Origin of the sequence: Microcystis sp. M079S1 (assembly GCF_020246425.1) — a bacterium.
In the GTDB taxonomy this organism is placed as follows: Bacteria; Cyanobacteriota; Cyanobacteriia; order Cyanobacteriales; family Microcystaceae; genus Microcystis; species Microcystis aeruginosa.
Map to the genome: position 1 here is coordinate 1 of NZ_JADBSZ010000181.1, position 14,701 is coordinate 14,701.

Consider the following 14,701-nt stretch of genomic DNA (forward strand, 5'->3'; position numbering starts at 1 on the left):
CTACGATCTAAGGCGGGTCGATTTTTTTTTGAGCCGTAGAAACCCAACCCAATTATTTAAAAGTGTTGGGTTTCACTATCGTTCAACCCAACCTACGATCTAAGGCGGGTCGATTTTTTTTTGAGCCGTAGAAACCCAACCCAATTATTTAAAAGTGTTGGGTTTCACTATCGTTCAACCCAACCTACGATCTAAGGCGGGTCGATTTTTTTTTTGAGCCGTAGGTTGGGTTGAGGAACGAAACCCAACCCAATTATTTAAAAGTGTTGGGTTTCACTATCGTTCAACCCAACCTACGATCTACTGATTATGTATTCCCTTTTTTGCTGTGGGTTACTCAACGGATTTAGGATAATATTGGTGCGTTACGTCGCCTATGTAATTAATGTAAATTAAATAATATTGTGGCGCTCCTAACGCACCCTACCTACTCATTCACCCGTACTTTTTGCCGCAAACCCTATTTAGAGCCGTTTTTTTTCAGTGAAAACAGGGAAATTTTCCGTAAATTCCCCCACCCCTAACACCTGATACTAAATCCAGTTATTAAAGACTGATTATTTATTCCCCCTTTTGCCTCTTGTCTGACTGGGAGTCGCCAGTCTAAGCTAAGAATAGCTGGCCAACCCGTCCCGACCACCGGATAACTGATAGAATGAATGATTCTAACGCTAATTCTCCCGCTCAATCCTCAGAAGAGACAATAGATGAAACCAATTGGGTGGACATGGGGGAAGAAGGGAAACCCCTAGATAAACCCACTACCAAACCTATCCAACCATCTCCTCTCAAGTCTATCGCTACCCTGATCACGGTGGAGACGGCTTTTTTGGCCAGTGCCACCAGTTTAATCTGGTTAATTGATTATTATTTTCCCCTCGGACCGTTATTAAGGGTTTTCTTCCCGATTCCTATCGCTTTGGCCTATTTACGTTGGGGCGCTCGTTGTGCTTGCATGACAGCATTAGTTTCCAGTTTACTTTTGTCGGTGTTAATGGGACCGACTCGCAGTATTGTCTTTTTGATTCCCCACGGCCTGATGGGGGTACAATTGGGGCTATGCTGGCGCCGGGGTGCGCGCTGGGAATTTTCTATCTTGACTGGGGGACTGTTGGGGGCTTTTGGTTTATTCTTTCGTTTTTGGCTGTTTTCAATTCTTTTAGGCGAAAATCTCTGGTTATATGTGATTACCCAAGCGACTAATTTTATTGATTGGATTTTCACCCAGTTAGGGATTCTCGCTAAACCGACGCTGCTGCAAGTGCAATCGGTAGCAGTTGTGGGCATATTTGTCAATAGTTTATTATACTTATTTGCCGTGCATTTAGTGGCGTTATTAGTTCTTGATCGCCTCGGTAATCCGATTTCTCGTCCGCCCAAATGGGTGCAGGCCATACTAGATTATGAGTGATTATTTAGCGCTTTATCGTCAGTATCTCCAGTCAATTAATCCGGCACTGGATGGAGAGTTTTTAATCGCAGAAAATCTATCTACTAATTGGGATGAACCAGAAACGGCTTTAGATTTTCATAACTGTGCGGTGATGGCTTTAATTGAAGCGGAAAATTCCCCAATGCGATCGATGTATGTGGAGATGGCTTTTCAATCTCTGCAAAGAGTCCTAGAAATGGCGGTTTATCCCCTTGCTACTGCCCATTTAGCTCTAGTTTATTATCTAGTAGGCGATCGAGATTTAGCGGCACAAAATGCTTTTAATGCTTTAGTCCAAGTGCTATCATCGGTGAATGCTAATTATCCCCAGGGGTTAATTTATTATTTTCCTGCCCATAACCGACAGGAGTTATTAAGGGATTTATTGGAAACCGCTAATTATAGCGAGCAGACCTTGTTTTTATCTACAGAAATATTATATCGCTCATCCCTGGCTTTTTATAATCAAAATGGGGTAAGATTTCTGGAATTAGCTAATCATGTTAACCCCAATTCCTGTCATCTCAATCGTCAATTAGGTATCGCCAAATTAATTAATCAACAGCTAGAAGGTTTATTTCATCTCCATCGCGCCGTTAATCTCGATCCGGAAGATGCTGACAATTTGCAAGCTCTTTATTTAGCCTATCGGGGATTAGGACAACAACAATTAGCTAATTTTTGGTTAGAAACAGCGAAAGTAACGGGGAAAAGTTGGACAAATTTACAGCTAAATCAGCCCTTTACCTATCTCGATTTTGATCGGGATATTACCCTAGCTGTAGAAGCAAGTTTTCGCAGTTTTGTCACGGGAGTTTTACTCGCCCAAGGGGATTGGTTTGAAGCAGAAATGGAATTTTGGCGCCATAGTATTAGGGAAGGAATGACGGTTATTGATGTGGGGGCAAATGCCGGAGTTTATACTTTTAGTGCCGCTCATCGAGTCGGTAAGACGGGAAAAGTTATCGCTATTGAACCTTTTTCCCAATGTATCCAGTTACTAGAAGAAACCTGTCGGGTTAATCAATTTTCTTGGGTTTATCCCTGTCGAGGAGCGGCTAGTAATCAAGGGGGAAATGTTTATCTATCCCTTGAGCAAGCTAGTGAATTAAATGAAGTCGTTACCGATGCAACCCAATTAAAGTCAGACAATTACGAACCAGTTCCCTGTTTTACCCTCGATAGTTTAATTGATACCTATCAGTTAGAAAGGGTGGATTTACTCAAAATTGATGCGGAAGGCCACGAATTACCGGTTTTAGAAGGTAGTCAACTTTTAATTGAGCGTTTTTCCCCGATTATTCTCTACGAAAATATTGCCGGTAATCAAGGCAGTAATTTAGCCGTGGCCCGATGGTTAGAGGGGAAAGGTTATCGACTATACCGTTATCGTCCCTACCTGCAAGAATTGCTAGAAATCGAGTCAGAAGCCGATTTACAGGGAGTTTTGAACGTTATCGCCTTGTCTGAACAGGAATTAAGGGATTAAGGAAACCGTCAATCTGGTCATCTCATGAATAATCCTAACTAGACTAGCGGGTTAATTAATTCTTTAGAAAGCAAAAAGGGAATAAAAAGGGAATTTTAGCCTGAAAAGTCAGCTAGATAGCTTTTTATGTCTATTTTATTGCCTATCATTGCTCCTGACTGCTGAATTATAGCCCCTGACTCCTTTCTTACCCCGAAAAATTTATCTTGGTCAGGGGATCATCGTCTTGTCAGAGAGTGACCGAGTGAGTTATAGTCGTCTATAAGACTCGATTAAAGCATTTCTTAAAAGAATCGTGGTTTTTGGAAAATCGAAAAGTGCGCTATTTTCCCTTCCACAGAAACCTGTTGCCGAGGGGAGTAACTCAAAAACTCCTTTTTTCCTAGATTCTGATAGACAGAACTGGCGGAAACGGATAAAAAATGCTGTTATCGAGCAAGACTCAGGGATTAATTGAAAATCTCGTCTCCTGGCTGTGCTTACCTAATTGTGGGTCAAGCCGGCAGTTGCCAAACAGACTTAACAACTGAAACCAAGACTCAGTTCCCACGTCTGAGAGGCAGATGAACATCAAGATGAGGCTTTAACGATGCGGACTCATCTTCTTAGAACTTTCTTAACAAGACCAGATTTCCAGAAGTAGCCTCAAAGCATAGACAAATAGCCCATGGTCCGTCGCTTTTGAAACCGAAAGATTGAGGAAATTGAATGCCAAAACAAATAATCATAGCCGAACAACACCATATAGCGGCTGTTTTTTGGGAAGATCAAATTCAGGAATTAGTTGTGGCCACAGGTAATCAGCAGGTGGGCGACATCTATCTAGGATTAGTAGAAAATGTCATCCCCGGGATAGATGCAGCCTTCGTCAATATTGGCGATGCGGAACGCAATGGCTTTATCCATGTCACCGACCTGGGCCCCTTAAGACTGAAAAAAACCGCCGGTGCTATCACCGAATTACTGGCCCCCCAGCAAAAAGTGCTGGTACAGGTAATGAAGGAACCCACCGGCAACAAGGGACCGCGGCTAACGGGAAATGTCACTCTCCCTGGTCGTTATCTGGTATTGATGCCCAATGGTCGCGGGGTGAATCTTTCCCGTCGCATCCGCAGTGAAGACGAGCGCTCCCGTTTACGAGCTTTAGCGATTTTGGTCAAACCGGCGGGGATGGGGTTGCTGGTACGCACCGAGGCCGAAGGCAAAGCGGAAGAAGCGATTATCGAGGATTTGGAATTTCTGCAAAAACAGTGGGAGAGCATCCAACAGATGGCCGTCAGCAGCCGCGCCCCGGCCCTGCTTAACCGCGATGATGACTTTATTCAAAGGGTTTTGCGGGATATGTACAGTGCCGATGTCAATCGCATTGTTGTTGATAACCCGGTGGCGGTAAAACGAGTTAAACAGCAATTGACGAACTGGGGCGGCGGCAAAGCTCTCGAAGGGGTTTATATCGACTCCCATCGGGAAACCCAGCCAATTCTCGACTATTTCCGGGTTAACGCCGCCATTCGCGAGGCCCTCAAACCCCGGGTTGATTTACCCTCCGGCGGCTACATTATCATCGAACCGACGGAAGCTTTAACGGTAATTGATGTTAACTCCGGTTCCTTTACCCGTTCGGCCACGTCCCGAGAAACCGTACTCTGGACTAATAGCGAGGCCGCCACAGAAATCGCCCGACAACTGCGCTTGAGAAATATCGGCGGTGTGGTGGTGGTGGACTTCATCGATATGGATTCCCGTCGCGACCAGTTGAAACTGCTGGAATTGTTTAATAAGGCCCTGAAAAGCGATAAGGCCCGGCCCCAGATTGCCCAATTATCGGAATTGGGGTTAGTGGAATTAACTCGTAAGCGTCAGGGGAAAAACATTTATGAATTATTCGGCAAAACCTGTGACCATTGCGGCGGACTGGGCCATTTAGCCCATCTACCCGGAGAAGGCAACGCCATCGCCCTAGAAACCCCCACCGTTAGCCGCGCGGAAAAAGAAACCTTTATCGTCGCCCCGACTAATACAAAAGTTCTACCCGATAAGAGCGCTCCTAGCGTTGCGGCTGCCGAACCCTATCTAGAAGTTTTCTCCGAATTTGAGGCCGAAGAAAACGTCCAAGGGATGGATCTTTCCTTCCACCCCAACTATCAAGAACAGGTTAATAATTCTCGCCGTCGCCGTCGTCGTCGTCCCTCGGAACTGTTACTAAAAGAGGAACGGGGCGAAAAAGCCTCTACTAACGGTGTTAACAACGAAATCGAGCCGGAATCAGAACCCCAACGCTTTGAGGAAAAACGAGAACGCCCCGCCCGTCTCTCGAAACGGGGAGAAGATGCCAGCGCCGCCAAAAATATCCCCGTCAGCGAACGGGAGCGGGTTTCCGTGGAAATGACCCCCGTAGAACAGGAAGTTTATTCTTTAATGGGCATTTCTCCCCTGATTCTGGTGGATAAGGAGTTTAAAGAGCCGAAATCGGTGATTGTTTCCGTGAAACTGGCCGGGGAAAGAGAAGCGGAAAACCCAGAAATGCTTGCCAATCCTGAAATATCCTTGACTCCTACCCTAGAAGCCGAGGACACCCCGGTAGAAGCGACGGAAACCGGCGAGGAAGCCGAAAATCGTTCCTTGGTGCGCCGTCGTCGTCGTTCCACCACTAGCGAAGTTGGTCAGGAAATCAGCCAAGAAGTTAGTCCGCCAGAGACTTTTACGCCCGAACCGCTTACGCCCGAAACTCCAGTTTTTCCGAGCGAAGTCATTCCTTTAGAGACACCAGTGAGCGCCGAGGTGACAGAGGAGCCACAACTAGAGGCTGAAACCGCGGTGCTGCGTCGTCGTCGTCGTCGTTCCTCCGCCACTGTCGATGAGTCATGAGCGCAGAACCCTTAATTGCCGGTGTCGATGAAGTGGGGCGCGGGGCTTTATTTGGCCCCGTGGTGGCGGCGGTAGTGGTCACTGTCCCCTCTGGTTTTGCGCGGCTGTGGGAGTTGGGGGTGAAGGATAGTAAGCAACTTAGCCCCCAAAAACGGCAAAAATTGAGCCGGCAAATACAACGGGATTTTGTTTGTCGCATCGGTTATGCTACGGTGAAAGAGATCGATCGCTTGAATATTTTTCATGCCTCCCTACTGGCGATGAGCAGAGCTATCGGGAAATTACCCCTTTCCCCCAGTCTCTGCTGGGTCGATGGCAAGCACATTATTAAAGATTTGTCAATCCCCCAAAAGGCGGTAATTCAGGGAGATCAACAATCCCCGGTAATTGCGGCGGCCAGTATCGTGGCCAAAGTCTGGCGCGATGACTTAATTACTCGTTGGCACAGACGCTATCCCGATTATGGACTCTCTCGTCACAAGGGTTATGGCACTGCTCAACACCTAGAAGCGATTGGCAACTATGGACTTACTTCTCAGCACCGGCTCTCTTTTAGTCCCTGCCAACCGAGGTTGGAGCATGACTGCCGAACAATTTGCCCAAGGATTATCGAAATTTCTTGACCGATAGCCAAAAAATTCCCCTTTTTACCAGAAATAAAAAGGGGAGAAGATATTAGATAGCTTTACGATTCAGCCATCCATTCCGTATGGAAAAACTCACCTCTGGGTTTATCGGTACGTTCATAGGTATGAGCGCCAAAATAATCCCGTTGTGCTTGGGTGAGATTTTGCGGTAAATTGGCCCGACGATAACTATCAAAATAGTCCAAAGAAGAACTAAAAGCCGGGACGGGAATTCCCAACTTATTAGCCAAGACTAACACTTCACGCCAAGCTTCTTGGCGATCGAGGATACTTTGCTTAAATTCCGGTGCTAACAACAAATTCGGCAGGCCCGGATTTTCCGCAAAAGCTTTGCGAATTTTATCCAAGAAACCGGCCCGAATAATACAGCCGCCCTTCCAGATCCGGGCCGATTCCGGCAGACTGATATTATAGTTAAACTCCTGAGAAGCTTTAGCGATTAAAGCCATACCCTGGGCATAGGAACACATTTTCGAGCAGTAAAGGGCATCACGCACCTTATTCACAAATAGTGCCGCATCCCCCGGATAGGTTTCCCCAGGTCCGGGTAACTCTTTGGCGGCTGCCACCCGTTCATCCTTATAAGCGGACATCACGCGAGCATTAACCGCAGCATAAATAGTCGGAATTGACACCCCCAACTCCAAGGAACTTAACACGGTCCAGCGTCCGGTTCCCTTTTGTCCCGCCGAATCCAAGATTAAATCTACCAGATGATGACCGGTTTCCGGGTCAACATACTTAAAGATATCGGCGGTAATTTCAATTAAATAAGAATTAAGCTCATCGGTGCGATTCCACTCGGTGAAAGTTTCCTGTAACTGCTGATTGCTTAGTCCTAGACCATTTTTCAGCACATCGTAGGCTTCAGCAATTAACTGCATATCGCCGTACTCGATGCCATTGTGAACCATTTTCACATAATGGCCCGCACCCCCGGGACCCACGTAGGTGACACAGGGACCATCATCGACTTGGGCGGCAATTTTGGTTAAAATCGGCTCTAATTCCCGATAGGCGAACTCTGTACCCCCCGGCATCAGGGAAGGACCGTGCAGAGCGCCTTCTTCGCCACCACTGACTCCCATACCGACAAAACCGAGTTTAGTGGTCGATTCTAGGTCGCGGGTGCGTCTTTCTGTGTCCTCGTAGAGGGAGTTACCGCCATCGATAATCATATCTCCTTCTTCGAGAAGGGGTTTTAATTGTTCAATCACGGCATCCACCGGCGGGCCAGCTTTTACCATGACCAGAATTTTGCGGGGACGCTCTAAAATTTGGACGAATTCTTCTAAACTATAGGCCGCCTTGACATCTTTGCCGACGGCGCGAGTTTCCATAAATTCTTTAGTTTTGCTGGCGGTGCGATTGTAAACAGCTATAGGAAAACCCCGACTCTCCACATTGAGAGCGAGATTTTCTCCCATGACAGCTAGTCCGATAACACCGAAGGTACGTTTAGTCATAGAAATTCAGTCTCGGCTGATGCGTTCTTCCTCCCCTTTTAGCGCCTACTTTCCCTAAGATAGCTAAACTTTCCCTATTTCTTAAGCCTTGACTAATCAGTGATCAGTGATCAGTAATCAGTAATCAGTGATCAGATTTGGGTTTTCAGTGACCGGCATTGAGTGAGGAGTGTGACAGCGTTTCTCCTCAAGATGAAGTGTAACCTAATTTGGTATCACCCCCTGACGACTGGCTACTGTTGCCCGTTCCCTAAAACCAGAGACTTCCTACCTCACCATTAAGATAACTGCTATAAATGGCATTAACAGTGCTGTGTTTTCACTGATGACTGAAAAACCCCCAAGCGCAGAAAAGTTAATGCTAATGTTAAATTAAATTAAGAAAATCCCCATTATTCCTCGGCTTATATGCAGTTAACTTGGCTTGATAGTAATTCTTGGTTAATCGAAATCGGGGGAAAACGCCTGCTTCTCGACCCTTGGTTGGTAGGTTCCCTGACTTTTGGTAATTTAACTTGGCTATTTGAGGGCAAAAAAACCGCTAATCATGCCATTCCCGAACATATCGATCTGATTCTTCTTTCCCAAGGTTTGGAAGATCACGCCCATCCTCCTACTTTACAGGTACTTGATCGCCAAATTCCCGTGGTAGCTTCTCCCAATGCCGAAAAAGTGGTTCGAGCGCTCAATTATACCCATCTCATTCCTTTAACCCACGGCTCTAGTTATATCTTTGACAATGCGATCGAAATTACTGCCGTCCCCGGTTCTCCAGTCGGGCCGACTCTGGTGGAAAATGGTTATGTTATCAAGGAATTAGCGACAAATCAGAGTATCTACTACGAACCCCACGGTTATCATTCTCCTAGCCTCGATTCTCTTGGTAAAATCTCCGTGATTATCACCCCTTTGATTGACTTAAAAATACCTTTCCTCGGACCGGTAATCAAAGGACAAGAAAGCGCCTTAGCAGTCTGTCAACGCTTGCAGCCCCAATATATTATTTCTACGGCTGCCGGTGGTGATATCGAGTTTAAAGGTTTATTGATGGCGGTGTTAAGTGCTGAGGGTAGTCCCGAATCTTTTCAAGAATTATTAACATCCCATGCCTTGCCGACAAAAGTAATTTATCCTCGTCCTTGGCAACCTTTTACAGTGGAATTAGGCGAATGCGTCCCTGGTTTGAGCTAATCTGAGTTAAGGGAAGAATAGAAAAAAGTTAAAACTTTCTTCCCGATTTTTATCTAAAAAAGTAGAATTTTTGTGATATATTTGCTGGCTACAGATGACATTAGTTGTTTGAAAAAACTGGCTCTCTTGAATATTGGATGTAAAATGGGTAAAACCCCACACCCCACACCCTGCCCCCAGGAAAAACTTTTTCAGCAAACCCTATATAATTAAAAGTGGCTCTTCTCTGCTAAATTTTCTATGAATCAGTTGCCCTTATTTTCTCAATCAAAATCAGTGCGAGACTTTTATCAACCTGATGCCGAAATAATTCTTTATCAAGGAGATACCAATAATTTTATCAAGACTATACCAGATAATTCTGTGAGCTTGATTATTACTTCTCCTCCCTACAATTTAGGAAAAGACTACGAAAAAAAAATCTCTTTGGATACTTATCTGGAAACCCAAACCAAAATTATGCGAGAATTCCCTAGAATCTTGCAAGATAATGGCAGTATTTGCTGGCAGGTGGGAAATTTCGTTCAAGAGGGAGAAGTTTATCCTTTAGATATTTTTTATTATCAGCTATTTAAACAAATGGGTTTCTTTTTAAGAAATAGAATTGTCTGGCATTTTGGCCATGGATTACATACCTCTAAAAGATTTTCTGGCAGGTATGAAACTATTTTATGGTTGACAAAAACCGATAAATATATCTTTAATCTTGATCCGGTGAGAATCCCCGCTAAATACCCTGGTAAGCGCCATTTTAAAGGTAAAAATATCGGTAAACCCTCTGGTAATCCTTTAGGGAAAAATCCCAGCGATGTTTGGGAGTTTTTGGCACAAGAATGGGATGAGTTACTGTGGGATATTCCTAACGTTAAATCTAATCATCCAGAGAAAACTATCCATCCTTGTCAATATCCGATCGAATTAGTAGAAAGATGTGTTTTAGCCTTGACAAATGAGGGGGATTGGGTTTTTGATCCTTTTGCCGGGGTCGGAACTTCTCTGATTGCTAGTATTATGCACAATCGTCGAGTGATGGGGAGTGAAAAAGAAGCAGAATATGTGAAAATTGCCAGGGAAAGAATCGCCGCTTATTTGCAAGGAAATCTCAAAATTCGTCCTTTAGGAAAACCTATTCATCAGCCTAATGGTAAGGAAAAAGTCTCTCAAATTCCCGAAGAATGGCACAATAATATATAGGAAGTAACACTGAATCTCCCCCCTAGGTAGATGGATTCATGAATCCATCTACTACGAGTTGATGCTAAATCTGGTTATTAAAAACTGATTATTTATTCACCCTGTTGCCTTTTGCATGAGTAGAAAACGGGTTTCTCCGAGAAACCCGTTTTCTGTGCGTTACTCAACGGATTTAGTATAACTCATCCGACAATGATTGATAAATTTTTTATCACCATTTTTAGAGAAAACTTTGCAGAATTGTGGCGGTTTCTTGACCGGTTTTTTCCCAACTAAAAAGCTCGGCGCGTTGGCGACTCAGGGATTTTAATTTTAGGCGTAATTGTTCATCCATGGCGATTTGCTGCATTGCCTCTCTCATCTCATCGATACTATAGGGATTAATTAAAATTGCCGCATCTCCTGTGACTTCTGGGAGAGAGGAAAGATTAGAAGTAATGACAGGAGTTCCACAGGCGATCGCTTCTAGTACAGGTAATCCGAAACCTTCCCAAAGGGAGGGATAAACTAAAGCAGTTGCTTGGTTTAAAAGTTGCGGCAATTCTCCATAGGAAACATAGTTTAAAAATTGCACTCGTTGAGAGATTGATAATGCTTCTACCTGTTGCTGTAGAGCAGGGGTAAAACGTGGGTCAAATTGACCGACAATTAATAATTGATATTCGGGATCGATTTGGGAAAAAGCAGTAATTAAACGACCGAGATTTTTATGAGGATCATAACGACCAAGATAGATAAAATAGGGACGAGTCGCCAGATTTAGAGGACGAAAATTATCAGAATCATATCCAGAAAGAATCACGGTTATTTTGTCAAGAGGTATGTTAAAAAACTTATTAATATCGGCGGCAGTTGCTTGGGAAACAGCGATAATATGTGTGGCTTTTTTCAGGACTTGGGGTAAATAGTATTTATTATAAAAAGTTAAAGGAGAAAATTTCGGAAATCGCAGGGGAATTAAATCATGAACTGTGACAATATAGCGGCAATTTCCATAAATAGGTGCTTCTGGAATAGGGGTAAATAGCAGAGAGGATTTCAATTGTTGATAGGTTTGATAGAGTTTGGTTTCTGTCCAAATTAAGCGCCTAATATTGCCTTTAGTTCCCTGCTCTTGGGTGAGGTTTGCCGAGACAGGATAGGTGTTAAAATCTGGGTAACTATTAGAAGTGATTAGGGTAGGATTTAAGTTAGCTAATTGAGGAATGAGATTTTTAGTATAGGTAGTCAATCCAGTATATTTAGTACCGAGAAAAGCGAGATTGATTAATAATTGATGATTCCTATTCATAGATATTAGCTAGTTAAGCAGGTAGGTGTTAAAAGTTGTCAGACACCACCGTTATCAAGGGGGGATTAAGGGGTGATCAGTACCCCCCTTATCAAGGGGGGATTAAGGGGTGATCAGCACCCCCCTTATCAAGGGGGGATTAAGGGGTGATCAGCACCCCCCTTATCAAGGGGGGATTAAGGGGGGATCCATCTTCAATTTAATTATAAATACTTACTTATTATAAAAGAGAACGATAAGCTTTTATAGTAGCTTGTGCAGTTTTTTGCCAAGAGAATTTTGCCGCTTGTTTTTTTCCTTTATTGATTAATTCTTGACGGAGAGAGGTATCACTAATCACCTGATAGATTGCTGCGGCAATTTCTAGGGAATTATCGGGATTAATTAATATTGCCGAGTCTCCCGTGACTTCGGGTAAGGATGCAGTATTAGCAGTTACCACGGGACAACCTAAAGTCATCGCTTCTAAAACTGGTAATCCAAAACCTTCATAAAAGGAAGGATAAACAAAAACATCGGCTTTTTGATAATAATCTGCAACTAAGTCATCGGTAAGATAATCAAGATGTTGGATACTATCTCGAAAGGGAGACTGAGATATTTTATCGAAAATTGGTTCGTACTTCCATCCTTTTTTGCCAATCAGAATCAGATTATGGCCTAATTTATACCTGTCCTTGAGGTAGTTAAAAGCGGTGATAAGATTAATAATATTTTTTCGTGGTTCTAGAGTACTAACAAAGAGTAAATAGGGTTTAGTGATAGTTAGAGATGAGGGAGAATTTGGGGGAGAAGAATAACGACTTGCGAGGGGAGTAACAAAAATTTTCTCTGGGTTCACATCTAAATATTCAATAATATCTCGTTTGGTACTTGCGGAGTTAGCAATAACTAAATCTGTCCATTGTAGAGATTTTTTAATGCGTTGGGTGTAGGTTTTGACAATCCCCGTCACAAACTCAGGATATTTCATAAAAGTAACATCATGAATAGTCATAACTTGACGACTCTGACGACAAGGATACACCACATGATCCAATCCGTGGAGAATATCGGGAGAATCAAGAAAGTTTTCTAGATAGGGAATTAGAGGATTAGGAAATCGGGTTAAAATATTGCTAAGACTGACGGGAATTGGTAAACACTTAACCTCTGGATAGGATTGCAGTTTTTCGGGTATAGAAAGATTACCCCGCAGCCAGTTTTTTACCGATGGTTGAAAACAGAGGGACAGGGAAAAGTTTTCTTGGTTTTGTAATTTAGCTAATTCGGCAATCAGGTGATAAGCATATAATCCAATTCCACTAGGATTTTGTCTTATCGGTGTACCATCAACTAAAATTTTAAGCATTTGCGGTTAGATGATATTGACGGGATAGATATTTTTAAAATTACAGATTCAATTGTCAATTTTGCTTGGTTAGGACAAGATTAAAATCGGCAATAAACTCCACCCTAATAGTTAATCTTACCCTATAGCGCCCCTGAATAGCAGCCTTTTTGGGCTAGGTTACGGTCAATACTTAATTTATCAGGCAATTTTTTCGATTATTGTCCCACCCTAGGACTAGGATTGTCAACGGGTACTTATCAGCTAAGACCTATTTTAATAGGCTATCCTTAGATTAGCTGCATCTCCTTGACGAGAAACACTGTAATTAGTTATAATCAGGGAAGAATGGCTTCCCCGTACTTGTGGTGAGCGGAAAAAGTTATCTCAGGGATGAAGTAGTCCCCCAGAGAAAAACTAATATCTGGTAATGCCGAAAAATCTTGATTAACTAATGTTTTCACTATGTTTAATCGTTTAGTATCTTTTAAATCCCTAGAAGGCCATGAAGGTGAGGTTAAATGTCTAACTTTTTCCCAAGATGGTAAATTTTTAGCTAGTGGAGATAACGAGTTAACTGTTATTGTTTGGGATTGGCAAAAAAATCAAAAATTTAGTTTACAAGGACATGAAAAAGCCGGTTGGTGGGACAAGGGAGTTAACTCTGTTGCTTTTAGTCCCTGTCAAGGATTTTTGGTTAGTGGAGGAGATGATCAAACCCTAAGAATTTGGTCACTGGAAACTAAAAAATTAATCTCTACCTTAACGGGACACCAAGATAAAGTTACAGCAGTAGCTGTTCATCCCGATGGGGAAATTATTGCTAGTGGTAGTGAAGATAAAACCGTGAAAATATGGTCAGTAAAAACTGGAGAAATTCTGGCCACTTTACAAGGTCATAGCGATAAAGTCCTAACAGTTAAATTTAGTCAAAATGGTCAACTTTTAGCCAGTGGTGGCGGCGAAAATGACAAAACGGTAATTATTTGGAATCTGGCAGAAAAAAGCACTATTACCTTAAAAGGTCATTCCGATTGGTTTGGAGGTATTTTATCGGTAGATTTCGGCAGTAATAACAAATTTTTAGCCAGTGGCAGCAAAGACAAAACTATTAAAATCTGGGATATTAAAGCAGGTACAGAGGTAAAAACTCTCAGCGAACATAGTGATCATATCAATTCAGTTAGTGTTAGTCCTAATAATCAACTATTAGCCAGTGGTAGTGATGATAAAAGCTTAAAATTATGGGATTTAAAAGCAGGAAAAGCGATTATTTCTATTCCCCATCCCCAGAAAATCTATTCCGTTTGTTTTAGTCCCGACGGTAATTATATCGCCACGGCCTGCCAAGACAAAATCGTGAGAGTTTATGGCACTTCCGAACTACAATCTTTAGCAAGTTGAGCAATCTTTGAGCGGGTGCATCTCATTTTTGTAAATCTACTAAGTTGGGATTTTTAAAGGGAAACTATCTGCCAAAATTGATCGTTATACCAATTATCCAAAGTCTGACTACAGAAGTTTAATCCCCCTAAATCCCCCTTAAAAAGGGTGACTTAAATTCGATGTGTAGTTTTCATTTAGAGAAATGGTATTACTTCCGATTTTATCACTCAATCCAAGCTTTTGGGGGGTAGAACCCCCCAAACTACTAGGGTTGATTCATGGTAGGGTTGATTCATGGTAGGGTTGATTCATGGTAGGGTTGATTCATGGTAGGGTTGATTCATGGTAGGGTTGATTCATGGTAGGGTTGATTCATGGTAGGGTTGATTCATGAATCAACCCTACCC

10 protein-coding genes are annotated in these 14,701 nt (G+C 43.0%); 7 read left to right on the plus strand and 3 right to left on the minus strand.

All coding sequences use genetic code 11. The features are described 5' to 3' along the window. Nucleotides 1–655 precede the first annotated feature (655 nt). The 4 genes from IM456_RS11995 (at nt 656) to rnhB (ending at nt 6,412) form a co-directional block, all read left to right on the plus strand. On the plus strand, nt 656–1,411 hold the full coding sequence (locus tag IM456_RS11995; RefSeq protein WP_149987505.1) for a DUF2232 domain-containing protein: 756 nt from the start codon (nt 656–658) through the stop codon (nt 1,409–1,411). Then, a complete protein-coding gene (locus IM456_RS12000; RefSeq protein WP_149987504.1) occupies nt 1,404–2,921 on the plus strand; it encodes an FkbM family methyltransferase in 1,518 nt (505 codons plus the stop codon). Before IM456_RS11995 ends, IM456_RS12000 begins: the two co-directional genes overlap by 8 nt. A 708-nt stretch (nt 2,922–3,629) precedes the next feature. Then, nucleotides 3,630–5,789 (plus strand): ribonuclease E, encoded by a 2,160-nt coding sequence (gene rne / locus IM456_RS12005; protein WP_149987503.1) that lies wholly within the window; start codon nt 3,630–3,632, stop codon nt 5,787–5,789. Beyond that, nucleotides 5,786–6,412, plus strand: coding sequence for a ribonuclease HII (gene rnhB / locus IM456_RS12010; protein WP_149987502.1), 627 nt, complete (start codon nt 5,786–5,788; stop codon nt 6,410–6,412). Before rne ends, rnhB begins: the two co-directional genes overlap by 4 nt. Nucleotides 6,413–6,474: 62 nt before the next feature. On the opposite strand, the gene gnd is transcribed toward rnhB, so the two are convergent. Further along, complete coding sequence (gene gnd / locus IM456_RS12015; RefSeq protein WP_149987501.1) at nt 6,475–7,902, minus strand: decarboxylating NADP(+)-dependent phosphogluconate dehydrogenase; 1,428 nt, start codon at nt 7,900–7,902, stop codon at nt 6,475–6,477. Between the two features lie 408 nt (nt 7,903–8,310). On the opposite strand from gnd, the gene IM456_RS12020 reads away from it, so the two are divergent. Beyond that, on the plus strand, nt 8,311–9,093 hold the full coding sequence (locus tag IM456_RS12020) for an MBL fold metallo-hydrolase (protein ID WP_149987500.1): 783 nt from the start codon (nt 8,311–8,313) through the stop codon (nt 9,091–9,093). 240 nt (nt 9,094–9,333) lie between these two features. Further along, nucleotides 9,334–10,287 carry a DNA-methyltransferase gene (locus tag IM456_RS12025; protein WP_149987499.1) on the plus strand — a complete coding sequence of 318 codons (954 nt, stop codon included), beginning with the start codon at nt 9,334–9,336 and terminating at the stop codon, nt 10,285–10,287. 220 nt (nt 10,288–10,507) lie between these two features. On the opposite strand, the gene IM456_RS12030 is transcribed toward IM456_RS12025, so the two are convergent. Together IM456_RS12030 and IM456_RS12035 are read right to left on the minus strand one after the other, a co-directional pair. Further along, nucleotides 10,508–11,578: a glycosyltransferase family 4 protein gene (locus IM456_RS12030; RefSeq protein ID WP_149987498.1), complete on the minus strand. Its 1,071-nt coding sequence runs from the start codon at nt 11,576–11,578 to the stop codon at nt 10,508–10,510. A gap of 220 nt (nt 11,579–11,798) precedes the next feature. Next, complete coding sequence (locus tag IM456_RS12035) at nt 11,799–12,929, minus strand: glycosyltransferase family 4 protein (protein WP_287691253.1); 1,131 nt, start codon at nt 12,927–12,929, stop codon at nt 11,799–11,801. Nucleotides 12,930–13,373: 444 nt separating this feature from the next. On the opposite strand from IM456_RS12035, the gene IM456_RS12040 reads away from it, so the two are divergent. After that, nucleotides 13,374–14,312, plus strand: a complete 939-nt coding sequence (locus IM456_RS12040; protein WP_149987496.1) for a WD40 repeat domain-containing protein — start codon at nt 13,374–13,376, stop codon at nt 14,310–14,312. Nucleotides 14,313–14,701 lie beyond the last annotated feature (389 nt).

What these genes read in the sequence shown, in the direction of transcription:
- IM456_RS11995 (WP_149987505.1), top strand. Translation starts at nt 656, where the DNA reads ATGAATGATTCTAACGCTAATTCTCCCGCTCAATCCTCAGAAGAGACA.
- IM456_RS12000 (WP_149987504.1), top strand. Translation starts at nt 1,404, where the DNA reads ATGAGTGATTATTTAGCGCTTTATCGTCAGTATCTCCAGTCAATTAAT.
- rne (WP_149987503.1), top strand. Translation starts at nt 3,630, where the DNA reads ATGCCAAAACAAATAATCATAGCCGAACAACACCATATAGCGGCTGTT.
- rnhB (WP_149987502.1), top strand. Translation starts at nt 5,786, where the DNA reads ATGAGCGCAGAACCCTTAATTGCCGGTGTCGATGAAGTGGGGCGCGGG.
- gnd (WP_149987501.1), bottom strand. Translation starts at nt 7,902, where the DNA reads ATGACTAAACGTACCTTCGGTGTTATCGGACTAGCTGTCATGGGAGAA.
- IM456_RS12020 (WP_149987500.1), top strand. Translation starts at nt 8,311, where the DNA reads ATGCAGTTAACTTGGCTTGATAGTAATTCTTGGTTAATCGAAATCGGG.
- IM456_RS12025 (WP_149987499.1), top strand. Translation starts at nt 9,334, where the DNA reads ATGAATCAGTTGCCCTTATTTTCTCAATCAAAATCAGTGCGAGACTTT.
- IM456_RS12030 (WP_149987498.1), bottom strand. Translation starts at nt 11,578, where the DNA reads ATGAATAGGAATCATCAATTATTAATCAATCTCGCTTTTCTCGGTACT.
- IM456_RS12035 (WP_287691253.1), bottom strand. Translation starts at nt 12,929, where the DNA reads ATGCTTAAAATTTTAGTTGATGGTACACCGATAAGACAAAATCCTAGT.
- IM456_RS12040 (WP_149987496.1), top strand. Translation starts at nt 13,374, where the DNA reads ATGTTTAATCGTTTAGTATCTTTTAAATCCCTAGAAGGCCATGAAGGT.